Raw genomic sequence first — 22,597 nt, 5'->3', positions numbered from 1 at the left:
CGGGGTAGTTCACATACGTCATACTGCTTTTTTCAATTCAATTTAATTCATCACAGGTGTTAATTTTGCTACAACAATGCTATTGATAGCATTAATATAGGCTAGGGCACTGGCCTTTAGAATATCTGTATCAGCTGCTTTGGCAATATACTTTTCGCCATCATACTCAATCGTAATTTTCACCTTACCTAAAGCCTCTTTGCCTCGTGAAACACTATTGATATTGTATTCCACTAGTTTTATATCTATGTTTGTAATTTCTGCAATGGCTGAATATAAGGCATCGATTGGGCCAGAGCCTACTGCACTTGCTTTAAATACTTCGCCGCCTTTACGAACTTTCACACTTGCAGAAGGGAAGCTAGTATTGCTGACGACTTGTAGATCGTCGATATCAAAGAATTGGTCACTATAATGTGTGGCATTTTTATTATTGGCATCATGTTTTTCATAATAGCTTTCCACAATAACGTATAAGTCGTGATCATATACTTCCTTTTTCGCATCCGCTAGCTTTAAGAAGCCTTCAAAAATGCCTTCAAATTCATCTGTAGAAAGATTAGTAAACCCTAATTTTTCAAGGGCATTTTTTACTGCATGGCGACCAGAGCGAGCTGTTAGTACTAGCTCCATATCATCAAGACCTACGTCTTCAGGGTGGACAATTTCATAAGCATCACGAGATTTTAGCAAACCATCCTGATGAATACCAGAAGAATGCGCAAACGCATTATCTCCCGTAATAGCTTTATTGACCTGGACATCTAGACCCATAAAGCTAGAAACAAGGCGTGAAGTATTCATAATCTCTTTTGTATTGATACGTGTCTCAGCGTTGTAGACGGAGCTACGAGTTTTTAGCGCCATGACAACTTCCTCTAATGCAGCATTACCTGCACGTTCACCGATACCATTGATTGTACATTCCACTTTATCCGCCCCATTTTTAATGGCAGCAAGTGTATTAGCCGTTGCCATCCCTAGGTCATTGTGACAATGAACGCTTAGAAGAACGCTATCGTTTAAATTTTTCATACGGTCATTTAATTTAAAAATCATCTCTCCAAATTCTTCTGGTTCTGCAAAGCCAACCGTATCAGGAACATTAATCATAGTTGCGCCAGCTCTCATAACAGCTTCGATTGTTTTCCAAAGATATTCAAAATCTGAACGAGACGCATCCTCTGTGGAATATTGAACTTGCGGCAATAATGATTTAGCGTACTTCACAGCATCTACACCAATTTGTAGAATTTGATCCTTTGATTTGCTGAATTTTTTCTCCACATGAATGTCGGATGTTCCAAGTACCATGTGAATCATTGGATTTTCTGCATATTTTACAGCGTTATAGACGGCATCAATATCTGCCTTCACTGCACGTGCTAATGCTGTAATCATGATGTCGTTCGTGTTGCCGACCTTTTCAGCTACGGCCCTGACAGCATCAAAATCACCTTGTGATGAAGCGGGGAATCCAGCTTCGATAATATCGACCCCTAGTTTTTTCAGTTGCTGTGCAATCTCTACTTTTTCATATAGATTTAGCTTTGCACCAGGCACTTGCTCGCCATCACGTAAAGTTGTATCAAACACCCAAATTTTTCTTCCCATTCTCAAACACTCCTTTTGTCGTAATTAGTATCTAAAATCTACACGTAGGCCAAAGTCATTAAAAAAATAAAAAAACCCATCTCTATATAAAAATAGAGACGAGTTTATGCTCGCGGTACCACTCTAATTGACCTTCTCATTACAGAAAAAGTCCACTTATCGACAGCTATCACTGTCTATCCTGTTAACGGGGGAAACCGACATCCCTTACTACTATGTTCAGGGAGTAGCTCATGGACGAGTTCAAAATGTGTGTCTACCGATTTACACCAACCATCGGCTCTCTACAAGTACACAATCACTTTTACTATTTCCAATCTTGGCCTGCAATGTGTTGTTGAAAGCAATAATACTTGGATATTAACTTCCTGTCAATAATATTCTAAAAATTTTTTTAATTCTGTCTTAAACGATGTGTATCTTATTAATCATTTGATATTTAGTGAAATGTATAGGAAACCACTAAAAATAGTAATTTCTGTGAGATAATAATGGAGTAATTGAACACCATGAAAGGAAGGAAACACCATGAAATTTGTCTTTGATTTAGATGGGACTATTTGTTTTAAAGGGAAACCGTTAAGTGAAGGAATCATCAATGCTTTAGAAGCATGTAGACGGCATAGACATGAAGTGATGTTTGCCTCTGCAAGACCAATACGTGATCTATTACCGGTATTACCAGAATCAATGAGAGCATATCCAATGGTAGGTGGTAACGGGGCATTTGTTGCTCGTGATGGAGAAACAATTGAGGTGACAGCTTTTACTTCAAAAATAGTGGAGGGTATTCGGCAGATTATTACCGCTTTTCAATTACCATATCTAGTAGATAGTCATTGGGATTATGCTTATACAGGAAGTGAGGATCATCCAATTTATCGAAATCTAGATCCTTTAAAAGCGGCAAAAAAAGTAGCATTGCAGGATATTCATGACATTGTAAAGGTAGTGTTATTTCCAGGGGAACAGCGAGAAGCTGTATTGTCTGAACTACAAAAGCTTCCGGTGAGTCTGTATGAGCATGCTTCAGAAAATATTGTGGATATAAGTCCTAATGGTATTGATAAATGGAACGGCTTATCTAAATTGGGTGTTGCTGCAGGAGAGTTTATTGCATTTGGAAATGATGCAAATGATGCTTCTATGTTTTTGAAGGCGAAGGAAAGTATCTGTGTAGGAGAGCACCAGGTACGTGAAATGGCTACATTACAAGTTCCTAGCGAGGAAGCTGCCGTCATTGAAATGCTTCTTATGCTAAGTGTAAAGTACAGTACATAGAAATATATAACTAAAAAACTGCTCATTTTCTAGAGGCAATAAACCTTCAGAAAATGAGCAGTTTTTATTTAATCTAATTTAAAACGAGAAACTTGCGTGTGAAGCTCTTCTGCCATATTTGAAAGGGTAGCTGCTGAAGCTGCCACTTCTTCAATAGTAGCCAATTGTTCTTCTGAGGCAGAAGCGACATTTTGTAAATTAGATGAGGACATTTGTGCAATCGTTGCTATTTCATCAAAGGAAGCATAAATTTGCTCTGCACTAGATGACATCTCCTCCGACACGGTTGTAGCTTCTTGGATTTGCATGGAAACTTGTTCAATAAGCTCGACAATTTTAGAGAAGCCTTCTTCTGCTACTTTTACAACTTTCATACCAATTTGAACCTCTTGCGTACCGGTATCCATCACGGTCACAGCACGATTTGTATCTTGCTGAATTTCAGAAATTAAAGTAGCAATTTGCTCCGCGGATTTTTTCGATTGCTCTGCTAACTTTTTCACTTCATCAGCAACAACGGCAAAACCACGCCCATGATCGCCTGCACGAGCCGCTTCAATTGCAGCATTAAGTGCTAATAAATTTGTTTGTTCAGCAATATCCGTAATAATCCCAATAATATTGCCAATTTCAATAGAATGTTCATCTAAATTTTTCACAACACTTGCCGACTCTAAGACGGCTGTATTAATTGTTGTCATCTGAGAAATGACACGATGTAATGAATCATTGCCTTTCTTAGCTTCTGAATTCGTTTCGATTGCCAGTTCAGAAACCGCAGCCGTCGTAGAAGCTAATTGCTGTATGCCCTTTGTCATATTTTTCATCGCTTCAGAGCTTTCTGAGGCATTTTTTCCTTGGGCTTCAGAGCCACTAGCAACCTCTTGAATAGAAGAAGTGATTTGTTCTGTAGCCTGTATAGTTTGGTCTGCACTTGCTGTTAACTCAGCAGCAGAGCCACTAACTTGCACTGTGTTTTGACGGACATTTGTAATTAAATCCTTTAAATTTGCAGCCATTTGATTAAAGGCAAGGGCTAAGTCACCCACCTCATCACGGTTTTTAATACGAATTTGTTCGGCTGTTAAGTCGCCTTCCGCTATTTTTTTAGCAGCTTTAGCCATGCCATTAATAGGGCGGGACATTAGGCTTCCTACAACCATTGCAATTATCAGACTTATGACAACAGCAAAGACCCCAAGTAGAAGCATTTGGAGTTTAATATCTTGAATTTGTTTTGATGTAGCAGCCATTTTTTTATCAATATAGTCACTTTGATAATTTGAAAGGTTTTCAACGCGTTCATCAAACTGTTTAATGATTAGGCGTCCTTGAGTACTATCAAGTTTTTCATACTTTTCAGTTTCTCCTTCAGCCTTTAACGCAAACATACGGTCAGCGAATTGTTGGACACTTTGCTCACTTTTGTTAATAGCCTCTAAGAATTTTATTGATTCATCAGAATCTAAAGTAGCCATCAACTCTTCAGATTTTTGCTTAAATTCCTCGCGAGAGTCCTGATTGCTTTGATAATTTTGCTTGTCTCCAAGCAGTAAATAGCCACGCATACTAACAATTTCTTGTTTTGCAATAACTCGTAATTCCTGAATACTGATTGATTTAGTTGTTTGTTCCTCCAGTAATGTACGATAGGTCTTATTTACAGAATCTAGCTGTTTTATATTTAAACCAATTGTCGTAACAAGCACTAAAATCACTATAAAAAAACCGAGTAATAATTTCTTGTAGATAGTAAATCGCATAGTTGAAATGTCCTTTCTCAGTAATTAGTAGAAATGTTACAAAATAATGAAATATGTATATATATCATTTATATCAGATTATACGGATTTTACAAAGTATTATGAGTATTTTTACTGTAATTAATAGTTTGAAGATAATATCAATTTATATGTGATGTGATAAAAAAAGGAGATTTTATAGATAAAATATTAATAATAATAGAGATGGTTAATGATATCTATTGAATATTAAGCCAATTTTCATAAATTTTGAAACTTTATTTATAGTAGTTACGTAGAAGGAGTAATGGAAATGAATAGGGGTGAAGGAAATGTATAGACCAATTTTAAAATTACCCAAAACAAAATCAGAGAAAATATGGAATTATATTGGCGGAGGTATATTTGTTGTATCCATCATCTATATTATATTTGCATGGTTCGAATTACCTAATGAAATTCCTGCGCACTTTAATGGTGTAGGCGAGGTAGATCGATGGGGCTCAAAAGTAGAGTTATTTATTCTTCCATTCATTGGTTTATTTTTATGGATTGTCATGGGACTACTAGAAAGGGCCCCACATATGCATAACTATCCAGCACGCTTGAATGAAAACAATGTGGAAGCATTCTATTTAAATAGCAGAAAAATACTAAATGAAGTGAAAAACCTCTGTCTTATTTTCTTCGCATTTATATCCTTCCAAATGGTTCGTATTGGTCTTGGTGAAACAAATTCGTTAGGTTGGTGGGTCTTACCTGTCATCCTATTAGGAACTGCTATTCCGATCATTAAAGGGATAATTGCGACTGCAAAAATAAAATAATAGGTAATAACGTAAACGCTTGAAATTTTTCAGGCGTTTATTTTTTATACCCAAATTTTCAATAATTCAGTATACTAACAAAACTAAGATGAAAATGTATCAGTACATTATTAGCTGCCAAAAAGGAGATAAAGGTACAGTAAAATGGTGTTAAAGCTAGGCAAAAGGAATTTAAACTGAAGGCTGAATTAGCAGTTGTTATAATCAATAAACCTCGTGATTTGTTAGTTAGAAGTTCTGGTAAAGCACCATTTAATCGAATTATTTCATTTGTGTTCTCTAGTGATGAGATGGTAAATTATTTACAAAAAGTGTTAAAGAGGACTACGCTAGGAGTGAAGGTAGTAAACTACATGATAAAAGTGAGGCAAAATATGAAAAATGTATATATGGAGCAAGTCGAAGAAAAATGGCGTGATGCTTTTAGTGAGCTTGTTGCTGTCGTAGAAACGAATGTACCAGATGGATTTGAACAAACAATGCAATATGGAATGGTCAGTTATGTGGTACCATTAACATCCTATCCTGAGGGTTACCATGTGACACCGAATATGCCATTACCTTTTATTAGCCTAGCTGTACAGAAGCGTCATATTGCACTCTACCACATGGGTATTTATGCAGATCCAGCATTGCTTTCTTGGTTCCAAGAGGAGTATGCAAAGCGAGTGCCCACAAAATTAAATATGGGGAAAAGCTGTATTCGATTTACAAATGCAAAAAATATTCCATTTGATTTAATCAGTGAGCTTGTGTCAAAAATAACCCCTGCGCAATGGATTTCACATTATGAAGGAGTGAAAAAATAGATGAAAAGCGCGACTCCATTTTTAATGTTTCAAGGGCAGGCCAATGAGGCGATTGAACAATATAAGCAGTGGTTTCCAGATTTAGAAGTTGTTAGCTTAGCGTATATGGATAATTCACAACAGGTAGCAATGGCAGTCCTCCATTTAAAGGGATTAAAATTGCTGGTGAATGATAGTGCCATTCAACACGAGTTTACGTTTACTCCATCAACATCAGTCTTTATAGAGTGTGATTCGGAGGAGGAAATAAACCGTTTTGTTGCCCAAATGCTAGAAGGCGGCCAAGCATTAATGCCACTTAATCATTATGGTTTTTCTAAACAGTTTGCATGGATTCAAGATCGTTTTGGCATGTCCTGGCAATTATCGTATGATTGATGAATTAGGAATATAAATAATGAAAAGAAAACAAAAAATAGTAGTAAAAGGGGAATTGAGGATGGCGGTAACTTTAGTGAAGCATGATATTAAATATGCTGAGGCGATGCATGAGTTATCTTCTATGCCGCAGGTGCGAGATGCCCTCGGGTTACCTGCTGGTAAGGTAGAAGATACCATTAATTTTATCAAACGTGAATGTGTGGACGAGGAAGAGGGGAAGACGGTTCCTCGTGTAGTTTTGAATGAGGAAGGGCAACTGATTGGTGTAACATCCCTAATGTTTATAGATCATGATAAAAAGAGCTGTCATATTGGCTCTTGGCTAGGTCACCAATTTTGGGGGAAAGACTATAATCTTGAAGCCAAAACAGCTATCTTAGACATTGCATTTTTTGAGCTAGGACTAGCACGGGTTTTTGCTGGGGCTCGGAAGGTAAATATCCGATCACAAAAAGCACAAGAAAAACTGCCTTTTATTCGATTAGGTGTGGAAAGTAAATATCCAGAGGAGCATTCATGGTTGGAGGTGAAGGAAAAACAACCGTGTGTGTTAAATGTCTTTGAACGTGAAGATTTTGTCCGTTATCGAATATCCCTACAGAAGGTAGATGGCAATCGTGAAGATTTTTTACCACAATTAATGCTAGCTGATGAAAGTGAAATGGTAGTTCGAGAATACTTAGATAAAGGCACTTTATTTGAAATTAAGTGTGGGGAGCTGCTGGTGGGGGTGGCGTTAGTCATTGCGCAATCTGATACAACGATCGAGTTGAAGAATATTGCTATTGTGCCAAAGTACCAAGGGACGGGAATGGGCAAAGAGGTATTACGACAACTCACTGAAATATGCCAGAAGGAAGGCTATCAAACAGTGCTTGTTGGAACAGCCAACTCAAGTATTGATAATATTGCCTTTTATCAAAAAGCAGGCTTTCGCATGGAGGCTATTGAAAAAGATTTCTTCCGCCATTATCCAGAGCCTATTTATGAAAACGGCATTCGCGCATTAGATATGATTTTCTTTTCAAAGGCATTATAAGTATCTTCATAAAGAAATACCCGTTCAACAAAGGTTGAGCGGGTATTTTTATTTCCCAAGCAGAAGAGCCATTAACTTTTCTTTGGAATGTAAGAAATCGTCTAATGTATAGCGATCTAATACGTTCAAATAGGCTTGTAAAGCTTCATACAGAACACCTTTCAGCTGACATTCTGGGGCTATTTTACATAGATTATTTTCTTTATCGAAACATTCTACAAGATGAAAATCTTCTTCTGTATGACGAACAATTTCACCGATAGTAATGGTTTTTGGATCGATGGCTAAGCGAATGCCACCACCACGTCCACGAATTGTTTCGATATACCCTAATAATCCAAGCTGATGTGTCACCTTCATTAAATGGTTTTTCGATATATTATAAGCATCTGAAATCTCTTGAATAGTTGATAATTGACCATCTTCCTTCGCACCTAGATAAATAAGAGTACGCAGAGAGTAGTCTGTGTATAAAGTTAAGCGCATCAGAACACCCTACTTTCTATAATTCAAAATAATTATAGCATTTTTACATTGAAGTATAATATTTTCAAACCATTTTTAAAGATGTATTTAAAATACATTAATTATGTCCATTTTGTTAAAGATGTATTTAAAATATTGCTTTAAGAAAATGAAAGGGTTATATTGTAATCACGAAAGGATGGTAAGCGATATGTTAAAACAAGAAACAATTCAAATTATTAAAGCAACAGTACCTGTATTAGAAGTTCACGGTGTTGAGATCACGAAGACGTTTTACAAAAATATGTTTCAAGCTCATCCAGAATTATTAAATATTTTTAATCACACGAACCAAGAACAAGGTCGTCAGCAAACAGCATTAGCTAACACTGTTTATGCTGCTGCAGTTCATATTGAAAATTTAGAAGCAATTTTACCAGCAGTAATGCTTATAGCACATAAACACCGTAGTTTAGGTATTTTACCTGAACATTACCCAATCGTTGGGGAAAACTTATTAAAAGCTATTAAGGAAGTACTTGGTGACGCAGCAACCGATGACATTATTAATGCATGGGCTGAGGCATATGGCGTTATAGCAGATATTTTCATTCAAGTAGAAGAAGAGTTATACCAGAAAACTGAGAATAACGGTGGATGGCGTTTATTTAAACCATTAAAAGTGGCGAAGAAAGTTGTTGAAAGTGACTTAGTTACATCCGTTTACTTTGTGAATGAAGATGGCTCACCACTGCCAGCTTATGAACCAGGTCAATATATTAGCATCCGTGTGAAAGTGCCAGGCGAAGAGTATTTGATGAACCGTCAATACACACTTTCACAAGCGAATGCAGAAGACGGCTATCGTATTTCTGTAAAACGAGAAAGCGATCATACGCCAAATGGTAAAGTTTCAAACTATATTCATGATGACTTACAAGTAGGAGATTTAGTTGATGTAAGTGCTCCAGCTGGGTTATTTGTTTTAGAAGAAACGGCTGCACCAATTACATTTGTAAGTGGTGGTATCGGTGTAACACCTTTAAACAGTATGTTGCAATCTTTACATGATGATGCAGTGAATGAAGTAAACTTTATCCAATGTGCTCGTAATGAGAAAGTTGTAGCGTTCAGCGATGACATTCAGGAGAAAGTAAAGGTACTACCGAATGCATCCTATACAGCTTTATTCTCTGAAGAAGATAAGCTTATTACAAAAGAGTTATTAGCAGAAAAAGTTGCTAATAATGCAGATGTTTATGTATGTGGGCCTGTAGGCTTTATGGAAGCTGTTATTAAAAACTTACAGGAAATTGGCGTGAAAGATGAAAAAATTCACTATGAATTCTTCGGACCAGCCATGCAATTAGCTAAATAATATAATGTGTAGGTCCCTGTTATGAGTTACAACTCGTAACAGGGATTTTTTTGCGGACAATCCTGAGAGATGGATTAAATCTGAAACGAGATGAGTGAAGCGGTATGACGGAAAGAGCGAACTATGAAAAAAAGTAGGGACTTTCCCGTTGACAATATACCTTATGGGGTATATTATAAATCACGTAAGCAAGTTCAATCAATCGTTATGGAGGGGGGCGCAAACAGCATGGCTTATGGTTCTAACACAGCAAATCGTGTGAAACGTATGGAAGGCCAATTACGGGGTATTTTACGTATGATGGAAGACGGTCAAAACTGTAAGGATGTGATAACGCAGCTATCTGCCGTACGTTCCGCGGTTGATAAGACGATAGGTGTTATTGTTAGTGAAAATTTATTGGATTGTGTATCAACAGCTAAAGGTGATGCAGAAAAAGTGAATTTCGCTATTCAAGAGGCAATGGATTTAGTTGTGAAAAGTCGATAGTTTTGATATACCCCAAAATGTATAAAGAAGGAGAGTGATCACATGGAAACATGGATTGTTATTGCGCTTATCGCAGCGTTTTTCATTTGGCGAATGAAGCCTACTAAAGGTATTCATTCAATTTCTGCTGCACAATTAAAAAATATGCTTAATGATAAAGATAAGGTATTTATTGATGTGCGTACACCAGCTGAGTATAAGGGACGTAACATTCCGCAATTTAAAAATGTTCCGCTTGGATCAAGCTTTGACAAACTACCAAAGGACAAAGAAATTATTGTCATTTGTCAAAGTGGAATGCGAAGTAGCCAGGCTTGTAAGAAACTAAAAAAACAAGGCTTTAAGCATGTTACCAATGTTCGTGGCGGAATGAGTGCATACTAGGAGGAGGAAAAATGAAGGAAATTACAGCAAAAGAAGTTCAACAAGCTATGGAGCAGGGAAGCAAGTTGAATCTTATTGATGTACGAGAGGTAGATGAGGTAGAGACTGGTCATATTCCAGGTGTTATTCATATCCCGCTCGGATTATTAGAGTTTCGACTACATGAATTAAATAAGAATGAGCCGTATATTATGGTTTGTCGATCAGGTGGACGTAGTGGTCGTGCTACTCAAATACTAGAAAGTAATGGCTTTATTGTATCCAACATGGCTGGTGGTATGCTTGCTTGGGAGGGCGCAGTAAAAATATAGAACATAGCTATATTTTTTTAGTAAAAATAATACCCATGTAGGTATATGGAGGTTGTTAGGTGTATGAAGTCTGATTTTCAGCTAGATGCTAAAGGACTATCTTGTCCGATGCCGATAGTGAAAACGAAGAAGGCGATGGCTGATTTACTGGATGGTCAAATTTTAGAAGTTTCTGCGACAGATAAAGGATCGAAAGCGGATATTGCTGCATGGGCTGAAACGGTTGGTCATCAATACATTGGTACGTTAGAGACAGATGGTGTGCTAAAGCATTATATTCGCAAATGTACAAATGAACAAATAGTAGAGATGACATTTGGTCAAACGATTGATCTAGAGCAGATTACCAATCGTGAGGGATTGATTCTTGATGTACGAGAGGAGACAGAGTTCGCTTTCGGACATATTGAGGGAGCAAAATCTATTCCGATGGGTGAACTAATGGCACGACTTACGGAGCTTGATAAAGAGCAGGAGATTTATGTCATCTGTCGTACAGGAACACGCAGTGATATGGCTGCACAAAAGCTTGCTTCACATGGTTTTACAAAGGTATTTAATGTCTTGCCGGGGATGACATCCTGGACGGGCAATTTAACAAAAAGCATTTAATTAGGAGGAATTTAAGATGTCAAACAAGGTAGCAATCATTGCAAGTAATGGTGGTTTATTTGATGCGTATAAAGTGTTTAATATCGCAACGGCTGCGGCAGCTTCTGAGAAGGAGGTAGCCATCTTCTTTACGTTTGAAGGGCTGAATCTCATTCATAAACAAGGGATGCATGTACTACCGATGCCTGCTGGCGCGGAGCATTATGCAAAAGGTTTTTCAAAAGCAAATGTACCAGCCATCCCACAACTGGTGGAAATGGCACAAGAACTAGGGGTGAAATTTATTGCTTGTCAAATGACTATGGATGTCATGGGTTTATCAACAGATGATTTTATTGACGGTATTGAAGTAGGTGGAGCTGTAACTTTCCTTGAGTTTGCCAAAGATGCAGCGCCATCACTAACTTTCTAGTAATTTGTTCTTGAGAGTGGGGAGTGACTATAGCTCTCCGCTATAAAAAACATTGAAATCATACCTATGGGGGTAAAATGTATGTCTATTCAAAAGTGGAGTGCATCACAAGTTGCTAAAAAGGTCATTAATAATGAAGCGCTGTTTATTTTAGATGTTCGTAATGCAGAGGCATTTGAAGATTGGAAAATGGAGGGACATCGATTTGAGTACCTAAATATCCCGTACTTTGAGTTGTTAGATGGGATTGAAGATATTTTACCTAAAATTCCGGCTGAACAAACAGTATTAGTTGTCTGTGCCAAAGAAGGCTCATCATTGATGGTCGCTGAAATGTTGTCTGAGGCAGGTCGTGATGTTGCCTATTTAGCAGGAGGCATGAAATCTTGGAGTGAATATTTAGAGCCGATTAAAGTTGGGGATTTAACAGGTGGTGGAGAGCTGTATCAATTCGTCCGTTTAGGAAAGGGCTGCCTTTCATATATGGTCATTTCTGAAGGTGAGGCAGCGATTATTGATGCTGTGAGATTTACAGATGTATTTACAAGCTTCGCTGAACAGAAGAACGTTACAATTAAATATGTTTTTGATACACATTTACATGCCGACCATATTTCAGGTGGACGCCATATAGCAGAAGAAACTGGTGCAGCTTACTACTTACCACCAAAAGATGCTGAAGAGGTTGTCTTTCCTTATACACCTCTAGTTGATGGAGCCACTGTTCAAATCGGTGCTTCTAAAATAGATGTAGGTGCTATCTATTCACCTGGTCATACAATTGGCTCTACATCTTTTGTCATCGACGGCAGCTATTTATTAACGGGTGATATTTTATTTATTGATTCAATTGGTCGACCTGATTTAGCTGGACTTGCTGAAGATTGGGTTGGAGATTTACGAGAAACACTTTATAAGCGTTATCGCAAATTGTCTGAAGAATTAATAGTGCTACCAGCACATTTCATGATTATTGATGAGCTTAATGCAGATGGAACGGTTGCGAAACGATTAGGAGAGTTATTGGCGCAGAACCATGGTTTAAATATTCAAAGTGACGAGGAATTTAGACGTGTTGTCACGGATCAATTACCTCCACAGCCAAATGCATATCAAGAGATTCGTCAGGTAAATATGGGGAAAATAACACCTGCACCAGATGAACAGACAGAAATGGAAATTGGACCAAATCGCTGTGCTGTCCGATAGCGTATGCTAAAGTGCAATGAGTACGCATGCATGCTTGTAGCGTGTAAATTCCGTGAATGGAAGGCACTCTTCCTTCCTGAAGTTAATAAAGTGGAACCGGCAAAATCGCTTACACCCTTTGTCGGATCAAAGGAGATTACTATGATGTCAAATTTACAACTAGATGCAAAAGGCTTGTCATGTCCCATGCCTATTGTGAAAACAAAGAAGGCAATGGATACATTAGTTACGGGGGAAATCTTAGAAGTTCAAGTAACAGATAAAGGAGCTTTAGCGGATATTCCTGCTTGGGCTAAAGCGGGAGGGCATGTGATTTTAGATCAATCCGAGGTTGCTGGTGTCATTACATTTTTAATTCAGAAAGCATAGAGCTTATTGAGGGTTGTCTATTAACGTAGCACAACCTTCTTTCTCTTTATCTTGATAGATGGGAGCTAGAAAGAAGGAAAAATAAATGGATATTGCATGGATTTTCACCATATTTTTGATTGGTTTTGTCGGTTCGTTTGTTTCGGGGATGCTCGGCATTGGTGGTGCTATTATTAATTTCCCGATGCTACTGTATGTTCCGTCATTATTAGGCTTTGTGGCTTTTTCAGCGCATGCAGTTTCAGGAATTAGCGCAATTCAAGTGCTTTTTGCTTCCTTTGCTGGTGTATGGGTATATCGGAAAGGTGGGTATTTAAATAAATCACTTATTATCTACATGGGTAGTGCTATTTTAATCGGTAGCTTTGTAGGGAGCTTCGGTTCAAAGTTCTTATCAGAATCAGGCATTAACATTGTCTATGGTATCCTGGCATTGATTGCAGCTGTCATGATGTTTATCCCGAAAAAGCAAATTGATGATAAGCCGATGGAGGAAGTGACATTTCGTAAACCACTGGCGATCATTTTGGCCTGGATTGTTGGTATTGGTTCAGGAATTGTGGGGGCAGCAGGTGGCTTTTTATTAGTACCGATTATGCTAGTTGTCTTAGGAATTCCAACACGTATGACCATAGCGACAAGCCTTGCCATTACTTTTCTCTCTTCAATAGGAGGCACCATTGGGAAATTAATAACGGGACAAGTTGAATATTATCCAGCTTTCATCTTAATTGTAGCTAGTCTGCTAGCGGCTCCTCTTGGTGCAAGAGCGGGGAAAAAATTGAATACAAAAGTGTTACAAGCCATTTTAGCGGTGCTGATCGTTGCAACGGCTATTAAAATTTGGGCGGATATAATAGGGGGAGTGTAGCGATGAAAATTGAAGTTTTTTCTGATTTCACATGTCCATTTTGTTATATTGGTAAGCGTGAATTGGAGCGAGCTATTGATGTTGCGGGCTATACAGAGCAAGTAGAAATAGAATATAAAGCATACCAAATAGGGCCAGATACGCCGAAAGTGAATGCCCCCTCTTTTTACGAGGGGATGGCTAAAAAATATGATATCTCGTTAGAAGCTGCGAAAGACATGACGAAGGGCATCGCCGTGAGAGCAGCAGAGATTGGATTGCATTATGATTTTGATAAGATGACAACAGCCCATACAGAAAAGGCTCATCGTTTAGCGAAGTGGACTCAGCAGTTTGGCAAGGCGGCGGCTTATACTGAAGCTCTCATGGCAGGGTATTTTACAGCTGGAGAAGATGTCAACGAAGATGCTTTTTTATTAAAAGTGATAGCACAATTAGATTTAGATATAGAAGAGGCAAAGGTTATTTTAGCAACGAATGATTTTAGCGAGGCCTTAGATCGAGATCGTTATGATGCACAGCAACTTGGTGTGCAAAGTGTCCCGTTCTTCGTGTTTGAAAACCGTTATGGCATTAAAGGGGCAGAGCCAAATGAAGTGTTTGTGCGAACTTTACATCAGGCGGCAGCATTAGCAGGAAATCAACCGACGATAAAGTTGGTGGGAAATGATGGAGCTGCCTGTAATGATGACGTATGTAAACTATAAAAAAGTGTCGAGTACTTGGGTGCTCGACATTTTTTTATTCAGAATGAGCAATATACTACAAGAGGTATTAAGTCTAGTTTTTTGTGTTATAGAACAAAAATAAATGTATAATATATCCATTTTTATCATCTTAACGGTGCTATTTTAAAGAGATGTGAGAAAAATCACATCCAATTAATTGCTATGTTGCTAAAATATAAGAGAGTATACAAAGGGGGGTATTATAGATGAAACCTATAGTAGCAGGAGTAGCAGGGACAGTACTGTTAGCAGGCGCAATTTTTGTTGGAACAATTGTCAGCGATAAAATATCAGTTGATTCGAATGTTGGCGAGCAAGAAGCGACAGTGCAGACGCAATTACCAACAACAGCAGCTGCTCAGTCAGTGGTCTATGCTCCGCCAAGTATTGAAGAAGTACCAGATGGACCTATGAAAGAGGCAATCTTATACGGTTATGAGCTTGTCAATAACACGCATGTAGCGGCAGATGAATATGTAGGAAACCAATTATCTTGCACAAGTTGCCACGCAGGTGCAGGCTATGATGAGCAAACATCGTCGTTAGTGGGAGTAATGGCAAATTATCCACAATATATCGGACGCTCAGGTAGTATAGTTACGATTGAAGAACGTATTAATGGTTGTATGGTTCGTAGTATGAATGGTAAAAAATTTGAAATGAATAGTGATGAGCTAGAGGCTATGGTGGCGTATTTTGCTTATATTTCTGAAGGTGTACCTATCGGTGCAAAACGTGAATGGGCAGGCACTAGTGATATGAAGAATGTTCCGATTCCAAATGTTGCTGATGGCGAGGAGCTTTATGCACAGTCTTGTATTGCTTGTCATGCTGCTGACGGATCTGGTACTGATGCCAATACTGGTCCAGCGTTATGGGGGGAAAATTCCTTTAATGATGGAGCTGGCATGGCGCGTATGTCGAAGATGGCAGGTTATATTCAAAATAATATGCCGATAGGTGCGGCGGGTACTTTAACTGACCAGGAAGCTTCTGATTTAGCTGCCTTTATTTTATCGCAAGATCGTCCAGAATGGGCAAACCATGATAAAGACTGGCCAAAAGGCGGACGTCCAAATGACATTATGGATAAAGAAAAACGTGAACAAATTAAAAACGGTACGATTGATTGGGAAAAAGTACTGTCAACAAATTAACAATAAGGGATGCTGTTTAACAGCATCCCTTATTGTGTTGTAAAACAAAACCATCCATAGAATTTTTGCGAAAGGTGAAAATGGATTTCCGTTGCAGGCTACTTGCTTTCCTGTGGGCGAGCGCCGAGCCGCTTCCTCTTTTAGAGGCTCGCCTGTCTCGCTATCCCACGGGAGTCAAGTAGCCTTCCACTCCAACCCATAAATTTAGTAAAGGTTTTCCAATAAAGTGAAGGGTATTCACTACTCTTTATGGAGAGGTGTTGTCACTCATCACTTCTCTATATTGAAAATAGGAGCCTTTCCTTTCTCTAATCAGACAAATAATGGGTTAATTTATTCACTACGGCTCGTATGAAAGATAAGGAAAAGACACTTTTGCACATGGTTGATTGGAGTGGAGCCAGCGTCACAGATGAGACCTTGGAGCGAATGCAGTGAGTGAAGCGGCTCATCGGACGCCCCCCCTTGGAAAGGACACTGGCGGAACGGAAATCAACCCCTTACCTTTCAAAATAGCTGCTTCTCCCATTGACATCACCGCATCCCTTTTAGATTAGTTAAAGTTATAGGTAGTTACAATTTTTTCCCTGTTAGTTGTTATATCTGTAAAGTATTCATATAAGCAAATACCAAGGAATGATCCACTGACATTCATGACATTAGAATAGCCATTATTTTGTAGAGTCATAACCGCGTTATAACTTCGTTGACCAGATCGGCAATGTACATAAACAGGCTGATCCTTTGGTATCTCATTCATTCGTTCTCGAAGTTCGCTTAAAGGTATATGGTGGGCGCCAATGAGATGACCAGATTCGAATTCGTTCTTTTCACGTACATCTAAGAAAAAGGCTTGCTTTTCAATGAGTGGCCTAACTTCATCCACTTTTATTTGTTTGAAGTTCCCGTGTAATTGGTTTTGTGCTACAAGTGCTGCCAAATTTACAATATCACGTGCAGTGCTAAACATTGGAGAATAGGATAATTCTAGTTCCTTCAAATCTTCTAAAGTACCGCCCATTGTGATAAGAGTGGCTATAACGTCTATTCGTTTATCTGCATTCCCTTTACCAACCGCCTGTGCACCAAGAACCTTTCCAGTTGGTGTTTCGTAAATGAGTTTAAAGTGAAGCGGATTACTATTTGGCATTAATCCTACTTTGTCTGGTGCAATTAAATAAACACTTTTTGCTTGAAAGCCATTTGCTAGAGCTGTTTTTTCGTTCAAACCTGTTGCAGCACATACAAGGTCGAAGATTTGTACGCTCGAAGAACCAATAACCCCTTTGTTATGCTGTGGGATACTATACATATGGTTAGCTGCGGCGCGTGCTTGTCGTTGAGCAGGACCAGCTAAAGCTAGACGCGTTTGTTTATGAGTAAGCTGATGGAATACTTCAATAGCATCTCCTACAGCATAGATGGAAGGGTCAGATGTCACATAATTAGCGTCCACTCGGATACCCCCTAGTTCACCAATAGCTAGCCCAGCTTCTTTAGCTAATTTGGTTTCAGGGCGAACACCAATGGCTAATACAACTGCTTGTGCTTTTAATTGCTTGCCTGAATTTAATACCACATAATCGGGTGCAACTTGTGCGAGGCTGTCGTTCACAATGACTTGAACCCCTTTGTCAGCCATTTCCTTGTGTAATATTTGAGCCATGTCATAATCGAACGGTGCCATAATTTGTTGACCGAATTCGACTAGTGATACATTAAAGCCTGCAAGCTTTAGATTTTCTGCTACCTCTACACCAATGAAGCCTCCGCCAATTACAGCAATATCTTGCACATTATCCGTTTGTAGATAACGGTTTAAACGGTCAATATCCACCACATTTCGAATAGTAAAGACATGTTCAGAATGAATACCTTCTAAGTTTGGAACGATAGGACTTGCACCAGGCGACAGAACTAACGTATCGTAACTTTCCTCATAATCAACACCAGTTTTCAAATCCGTAATCGTGACAGTTTTTTGCATGCGGTTAATACGTATAACTTCTTGTTGAACACGAGCTTCAATATTGTATTTTGTTTGAAAGGCTTGAGGTGTCATTAAGATTAATTTATCGCTATTTTCAACAATCCCGCTCAAGTGGAACGGTAGGGAACAATTAGAGAAAGAAACATTCGGGCCTTTCTCAAACATAATAATTTCTGCTTTTTCATCAAGACGACGTATACGTGCCGCTGTTGATGCGCCACCTGCAACGCCACCAACTACTATAAATTTTTTACTCAAAGTAAACACTCCTTTTCGAAATACATATTAGGGTATTTGGATGCTATTAAATAAGGGTTTAATTTCTAATTATTGATTATTTATATAGGATGAATACTACAAATTAATAATATACCTATAAGGGTATATTATCAAGTAGTACATATTATAAAATTTCAGAGATATTCCTTGTGAAAGAAAGTTAGGGCATAAATTTGCTATACTAGCGGTAGTAGGAATTGGAAATGACACAGGGGGTGACACTGTTGATTTTTTTGAAATTTTTAATTCAAATCCTCATTGTATCGGGTTTGATTTATATTGTGAGCGGACGATTAATTGGTTCAAATATTAATTTTGTTCGCAGAGTGCTATCGGTCGTCATTAGTGTGACACTAACCTCTTTTGTTTACTGGTATTCTTATTTACGCCATACAGATTTTTTGTCTGAAACGATGATGCAGACAGTGACAGAGGTTAGCACACTTATTTGGATTGGTAGTATGCTACTTATCTCGATGTTGCTTTATTTGGTTTTTGAGTTATTTGATCCAAGCGGTATTACGGCTGGAGATCGTCGTAACGGTCAAAAGTCCTTGCTATTGCGTCTGCGAAGCTATTGGCGACAGCAGAAACGTTTGCGACAGGTGTTAAAAATTGCTGTTACAAACGGTGTTGTGCAAACAATTAAATATGCAAGGCAGCGGGAAAATGAAAAAGAGCTTGCGATTGCACTACGAGCAACTTTAGAGCAGTGTGGTGGGATTTTTATTAAATTTGGACAGGTCCTCTCTACACGTAAAGAATTATTTTCACCTATTTTTATTGATGAGTTAGAAAGATTGCAACATAGTGTGAAGCCTTTACCAGCAGAGCAAGTTACACAAATTTTAGAGAGTTCACTTCCACAACCTATGGATGAAATCTTTAGTCATTTTCAAATGGAGCCCATTGCAGCAGCGTCAATTGGCCAAGTGCATAAGGCACGACTCAAAAATTATGAAGAGGTTGTCGTCAAGCTATTGCGCCCAGAAGTAAAAGGGATTATGCGTGATGATCTTGAAATTTTAGAGGAATTTGCTAATTGGCTTTCAACAAAATCGACTTGGGCAGAGTCATTAGGCTTTCGGGAGTTAGCGGGTGGGTTTGCCGATGGACTACGTGAGGAAATACATTTAGATATTGAAGTGCGTAACACATTACAGGTAAAGAATGCGCTAGCCAAAAGTGATTATAAGGTGCGAATTCCTAAAATTTATACAGCGTATAGTAATGAGAATATCATTGTGATGGAATATATTCGTGGACAAAGTGTGGCGGATGGGGCATCAGAATTCAAACGTTTATCTATTGATCGTAGGCACTTTGCCAAAACGGTATTATATTCTTTCTTTGAGCAAATGCTATTCTCAGGTATTTTTCATGCAGACCCACATCCAGGTAATATTCATATCGATGAATCGGATGGCACACCCGTTTTGCTCGATTTTGGAGCCGTTGGACGATTAGGAGCTACACAGCAAGAAGGCTTAAAGCTATTTTTGATGGGCATTCAGCTTAATGATTCAAGCGTGTTATATGATGGCCTAACATTATTAGTGGAAAATGCTGATCATGCAGAACGCGCAAGAATGGAGCAGGCCATCGATCAAATTTTATTAAAAATCTCCTATGTTGATCGCATACCAACTGAAGAATTGATCCATGCGCTCTTTACAGTGGTAAGAGATTTTGGACTTGCATTTTATCCTGCTGTAGGATTGGCTCTCCGGTCCTTGGTGACGCTAGATGGCACATTACGGGTCATTGATCAACGTTTCGATATATTTACAGAGGCAAAGGATTTTTCTGCTACATATATGCGTGCGTCTTTCCTAAAGCCATTTAAAGAACCGATGGCAACAAAAGAGCGACTGCAGGAGGAACTATCCATGCTGATTCCCACTTTGCGAAAAATGCCAAGAAGGGTAGATCAACTCATTCAACGGGTTGAAAGTGGGAAAATCATTTTACATCATGATATATTCTCGGATGAACATAATGCACGTTTTATCACACATCTGTTTTCTCGATTTGTTCTGCTTCTAGTAGGGATAACATTTGGCATTATATCTGTCGCTCTTTTAGCCATCTCACAATTTATTCATGATTCGTATGCGGTATATTTAAACACAGCCGCTTATTTAGGTTTATTTTTATGTGCAATTTTGTTAGTGAGATTATCTATACAAGCACTGAGATCGATGAAGCAGTAGGTAGGGATTGATTCCCTACCTCATGTTGTTGAAAAAGGTGATGTCAACGGCAGAGACGGGTGGGGGGTTCCGCCAGCGCCTTTTCCAGGGGGCGTCTTATGAGCCGCTTTACTCACTGCGTTCGCTCTAATTAACCATGTTCAAAAGTTTCTTTTCCTTATCTTTCATACGAGCCGTAGTGAACAAATTAGCCCATTATTTGTCTTCTTAGAGAAAGGAGAGGCTCTTATTTTCAATGTGGAGAAGTGCTGAGTGACAACACCCCTCCATAAAGAGTAGTGAATACCCTTCACTTTATTGGAAAACCTTTACTAAATTTATGGGTTGGAGTGGAAGGCTACTTGACTCCCGTGGGATAGCGAGTCAGGCGAGCCCCTGCACAGAGCGATAGCGGAGGAAGCGGCTCGGCGCTCGCCCACAGGAAAGCAAGTAGCCTGCAACGGAAATCCATTTTCACTTTTCGCGAAAATTCTATTGGTGGTTTTTTTCAAACATTAGTAGGTAGGGATTGATTCCCTACCTTTTTCATTGAAATATTTGAATAAAATATTACAAAAACATTACAAAGTGATGTGTAGGTCTAATGTTGAATCAGCTAATAGTAGCGATAGGCAGAATAAAGTGGCGTTTTGTAGAATAAAGTAGCTTTCTTGCAAATATTACAGAAATATTTCGAGTTTTACTAATGTATTAAATAGACATGAAATAGTATAAAAGTTATGCCGAAAATGCTAAACTTTAAAAGGCTAAAATAAATATAAGAACATTTGATTAAAATAGAATCGTTCAAGTGATTACATAGAATATCTAGAGCGAAATTGACAGATGAAGGGGAATGAAAATCAGTGGGTAAGCGCAATAAATGGCGTAAGTCGATGGTGCTAGCATTAGCACTAGCTGGCGGCTTATTATTTAATACAATTCAACCAACAGAAGTACATGCCGAAGAAACTTCTCAACAAATGATTGAGAAAAAGGCTGAAATTGATGCACAAGTTAAAAAATTACAAGAAGAATTAACAAAGTTACAACAAGAGATCGACGCAAAGGTGAAAATATTTAAACAGGTACAAGCTGATATTAAAGAAGTGGATGCAAGTATTGTTGAAACACAAAAACGTATCGAGCAACGTTCTAAAATTTTAAGTGAGCGTATGGCTGCATACCAAGCACAAGATAATACTGTAGGCGTTTATTTAAATGTCGTTCTTGAAGCAAAAAGCTTTGCCGATTTAATGGATCGTGTCGTAGCGGTCAAAACATTAATGGATGCTGACCAAGAATTGGTAGATCAACAGGAAGCAGATAAAGCAAGCTTAGAGCAACAAAAAGCTATATTAGATGAAAAACAAAAAGAGCTTCAAAAGCAATTCCAAGAGCTTCAACAAAAGGAAAGCGAAATGGAAGTGAAAAAGGCTGAAAATGAAGCGAAATCACTTGCATTAAAAGCTCAAATTGCAACGAAACAAGAAGAAGAACGTTTAGAGGCAGAGCGTAAAGCAGCTGAAGAAGAAGCAGCCCGTTTACGTGCACTACAAGCAGCAACTCCAGTTGTACAAGCAACTCAAAATAATGATGGCGGCGTGCCACAAAAAATTGTTATGGGCTCAGGAGCTGGTACGGCTTCTTCAGGAGATGCTATTTCAACAGCTAAACAATTCCTAGGACGTCCATATGTCTGGGGTGGTAGTAACCCATCGACAGGCTTTGACTGTTCAGGTCTTGTACAGTGGTCATACAAACAAGCAGGTGTTTCTTTACCACGTACAGCATCACAGCAGTATTTAGCAACTCAACGTATCTCAGCAAGTGAAGCACGTGTTGGAGACTTAGTATTCTTCAGCTATGGTTCTGGTGTAGCTCACGTAGGTATTTACTTAGGGAACAACACAATGATCGATGCTCAAAACAATGGTATCGTAATTGAATCACTTGATTGGTGGAATCAATACTTAGTAGGCTTTGGTCGTATTCAATAAGCCTCTATATTTAATAGACGATTGACATGATGAAAAGGTCATCTTTGTAGAGAAAAAA

Annotated in this window: 22 protein-coding genes and 1 other annotated feature; of the genes, 18 read left to right on the top strand and 4 right to left on the bottom strand. The window is 38.5% G+C overall.

What is annotated here, in order from left to right:
- Positions 1-42: 42 nt before the first annotated feature.
- Positions 43-1,614: a 2-isopropylmalate synthase gene (locus MKY46_RS21700; protein WP_036128600.1), complete on the bottom strand. Its 1,572-nt coding sequence runs from the start codon at positions 1,612-1,614 to the stop codon at positions 43-45.
- A gap of 91 nt (positions 1,615-1,705) precedes the next feature.
- Positions 1,706-1,944: a binding site (T-box leader), on the bottom strand.
- 198 nt (positions 1,945-2,142) lie between these two features.
- On the opposite strand from MKY46_RS21700, the gene MKY46_RS21695 reads away from it, so the two are divergent.
- The gene (locus tag MKY46_RS21695) at positions 2,143-2,895 is read left to right on the top strand and encodes an HAD-IIB family hydrolase (RefSeq protein ID WP_036128598.1); all 753 of its coding nucleotides are present in this window, start codon (positions 2,143-2,145) and stop codon (positions 2,893-2,895) included.
- A gap of 68 nt (positions 2,896-2,963) precedes the next feature.
- Here the strand turns inward: MKY46_RS21695 and MKY46_RS21690 are convergent, their stop codons facing one another.
- The gene (locus MKY46_RS21690; protein ID WP_036128588.1) at positions 2,964-4,658 is read right to left on the bottom strand and encodes a methyl-accepting chemotaxis protein; all 1,695 of its coding nucleotides are present in this window, start codon (positions 4,656-4,658) and stop codon (positions 2,964-2,966) included.
- A gap of 311 nt (positions 4,659-4,969) precedes the next feature.
- On the opposite strand from MKY46_RS21690, the gene MKY46_RS21685 reads away from it, so the two are divergent.
- The 4 genes from MKY46_RS21685 to MKY46_RS21670 all read left to right on the top strand — a co-directional run bounded on the left by MKY46_RS21685 (position 4,970) and on the right by MKY46_RS21670 (position 7,693).
- Positions 4,970-5,464, top strand: coding sequence for a DUF1648 domain-containing protein (locus MKY46_RS21685; RefSeq protein ID WP_036128585.1), 495 nt, complete (start codon positions 4,970-4,972; stop codon positions 5,462-5,464).
- A gap of 374 nt (positions 5,465-5,838) precedes the next feature.
- Positions 5,839-6,273 carry a DUF1801 domain-containing protein gene (locus MKY46_RS21680; RefSeq protein WP_036128592.1) on the top strand — a complete coding sequence of 145 codons (435 nt, stop codon included), beginning with the start codon at positions 5,839-5,841 and terminating at the stop codon, positions 6,271-6,273.
- On the top strand, positions 6,274-6,651 hold the full coding sequence (locus MKY46_RS21675; RefSeq protein WP_036128583.1) for a VOC family protein: 378 nt from the start codon (positions 6,274-6,276) through the stop codon (positions 6,649-6,651). It begins immediately after the preceding gene.
- A 61-nt stretch (positions 6,652-6,712) separates the two neighbouring features.
- On the top strand, positions 6,713-7,693 hold the full coding sequence (locus MKY46_RS21670; protein WP_036128581.1) for a GNAT family N-acetyltransferase: 981 nt from the start codon (positions 6,713-6,715) through the stop codon (positions 7,691-7,693).
- Between the two features lie 48 nt (positions 7,694-7,741).
- Here MKY46_RS21670 and MKY46_RS21665 read toward each other — a convergent pair whose 3' ends face one another.
- Positions 7,742-8,179: an Rrf2 family transcriptional regulator gene (locus MKY46_RS21665; protein WP_036128579.1), complete on the bottom strand. Its 438-nt coding sequence runs from the start codon at positions 8,177-8,179 to the stop codon at positions 7,742-7,744.
- Positions 8,180-8,369: 190 nt separating this feature from the next.
- Between MKY46_RS21665 and hmpA the strand changes: the two genes are divergently transcribed.
- The 11 genes from hmpA (at position 8,370) to MKY46_RS21610 (ending at position 16,078) form a co-directional block, all read left to right on the top strand.
- Positions 8,370-9,536: an NO-inducible flavohemoprotein gene (gene hmpA, locus MKY46_RS21660; protein WP_036128577.1), complete on the top strand. Its 1,167-nt coding sequence runs from the start codon at positions 8,370-8,372 to the stop codon at positions 9,534-9,536.
- 228 nt (positions 9,537-9,764) lie between these two features.
- Entirely contained in the window at positions 9,765-10,025 is a 261-nt protein-coding gene (locus MKY46_RS21655; protein WP_036128575.1) for a metal-sensitive transcriptional regulator, read from the top strand.
- A gap of 42 nt (positions 10,026-10,067) precedes the next feature.
- Positions 10,068-10,409 carry a rhodanese-like domain-containing protein gene (locus tag MKY46_RS21650; RefSeq protein WP_036128573.1) on the top strand — a complete coding sequence of 114 codons (342 nt, stop codon included), beginning with the start codon at positions 10,068-10,070 and terminating at the stop codon, positions 10,407-10,409.
- A gap of 11 nt (positions 10,410-10,420) precedes the next feature.
- Entirely contained in the window at positions 10,421-10,720 is a 300-nt protein-coding gene (locus MKY46_RS21645; RefSeq protein WP_036128571.1) for a rhodanese-like domain-containing protein, read from the top strand.
- Positions 10,721-10,783: 63 nt separating this feature from the next.
- The gene (locus tag MKY46_RS21640; protein ID WP_036128569.1) at positions 10,784-11,332 is read left to right on the top strand and encodes a sulfurtransferase TusA family protein; all 549 of its coding nucleotides are present in this window, start codon (positions 10,784-10,786) and stop codon (positions 11,330-11,332) included.
- A 16-nt stretch (positions 11,333-11,348) separates the two neighbouring features.
- On the top strand, positions 11,349-11,744 hold the full coding sequence (locus MKY46_RS21635; protein ID WP_036128567.1) for a DsrE/DsrF/DrsH-like family protein: 396 nt from the start codon (positions 11,349-11,351) through the stop codon (positions 11,742-11,744).
- Between the two features lie 81 nt (positions 11,745-11,825).
- Complete coding sequence (locus MKY46_RS21630) at positions 11,826-12,953, top strand: MBL fold metallo-hydrolase (RefSeq protein WP_036128565.1); 1,128 nt, start codon at positions 11,826-11,828, stop codon at positions 12,951-12,953.
- 141 nt (positions 12,954-13,094) lie between these two features.
- Complete coding sequence (locus tag MKY46_RS21625; protein ID WP_036128590.1) at positions 13,095-13,322, top strand: sulfurtransferase TusA family protein; 228 nt, start codon at positions 13,095-13,097, stop codon at positions 13,320-13,322.
- Positions 13,323-13,407: 85 nt separating this feature from the next.
- Positions 13,408-14,193, top strand: a complete 786-nt coding sequence (locus MKY46_RS21620; protein WP_036128563.1) for a sulfite exporter TauE/SafE family protein — start codon at positions 13,408-13,410, stop codon at positions 14,191-14,193.
- Positions 14,194-14,195: 2 nt separating this feature from the next.
- Positions 14,196-14,900, top strand: a complete 705-nt coding sequence (locus MKY46_RS21615) for a DsbA family oxidoreductase (RefSeq protein ID WP_058843909.1) — start codon at positions 14,196-14,198, stop codon at positions 14,898-14,900.
- 227 nt (positions 14,901-15,127) lie between these two features.
- Positions 15,128-16,078, top strand: a complete 951-nt coding sequence (locus MKY46_RS21610) for a c-type cytochrome (RefSeq protein WP_036128559.1) — start codon at positions 15,128-15,130, stop codon at positions 16,076-16,078.
- Positions 16,079-16,631: 553 nt separating this feature from the next.
- Here the strand turns inward: MKY46_RS21610 and MKY46_RS21605 are convergent.
- On the bottom strand, positions 16,632-18,326 hold the full coding sequence (locus tag MKY46_RS21605; protein WP_036128553.1) for an FAD-dependent oxidoreductase: 1,695 nt from the start codon (positions 18,324-18,326) through the stop codon (positions 16,632-16,634).
- 245 nt (positions 18,327-18,571) lie between these two features.
- Here MKY46_RS21605 and MKY46_RS21600 point away from each other — a divergent pair, with 245 nt between their 5' ends.
- Entirely contained in the window at positions 18,572-20,560 is a 1,989-nt protein-coding gene (locus MKY46_RS21600) for an ABC1 kinase family protein (protein WP_101966896.1), read from the top strand.
- An 845-nt stretch (positions 20,561-21,405) separates the two neighbouring features.
- Positions 21,406-22,539 carry a C40 family peptidase gene (locus MKY46_RS21595; RefSeq protein ID WP_036128519.1) on the top strand — a complete coding sequence of 378 codons (1,134 nt, stop codon included), beginning with the start codon at positions 21,406-21,408 and terminating at the stop codon, positions 22,537-22,539.
- Positions 22,540-22,597: the final 58 nt, after the last annotated feature.

The organism is Lysinibacillus sp. FSL M8-0355 (assembly GCF_038008985.1).
Lineage (GTDB): Bacteria > Bacillota > Bacilli > Bacillales_A > Planococcaceae > Lysinibacillus > Lysinibacillus fusiformis_D.
This window is presented reverse-complemented; position numbering and strand designations above follow the sequence as displayed.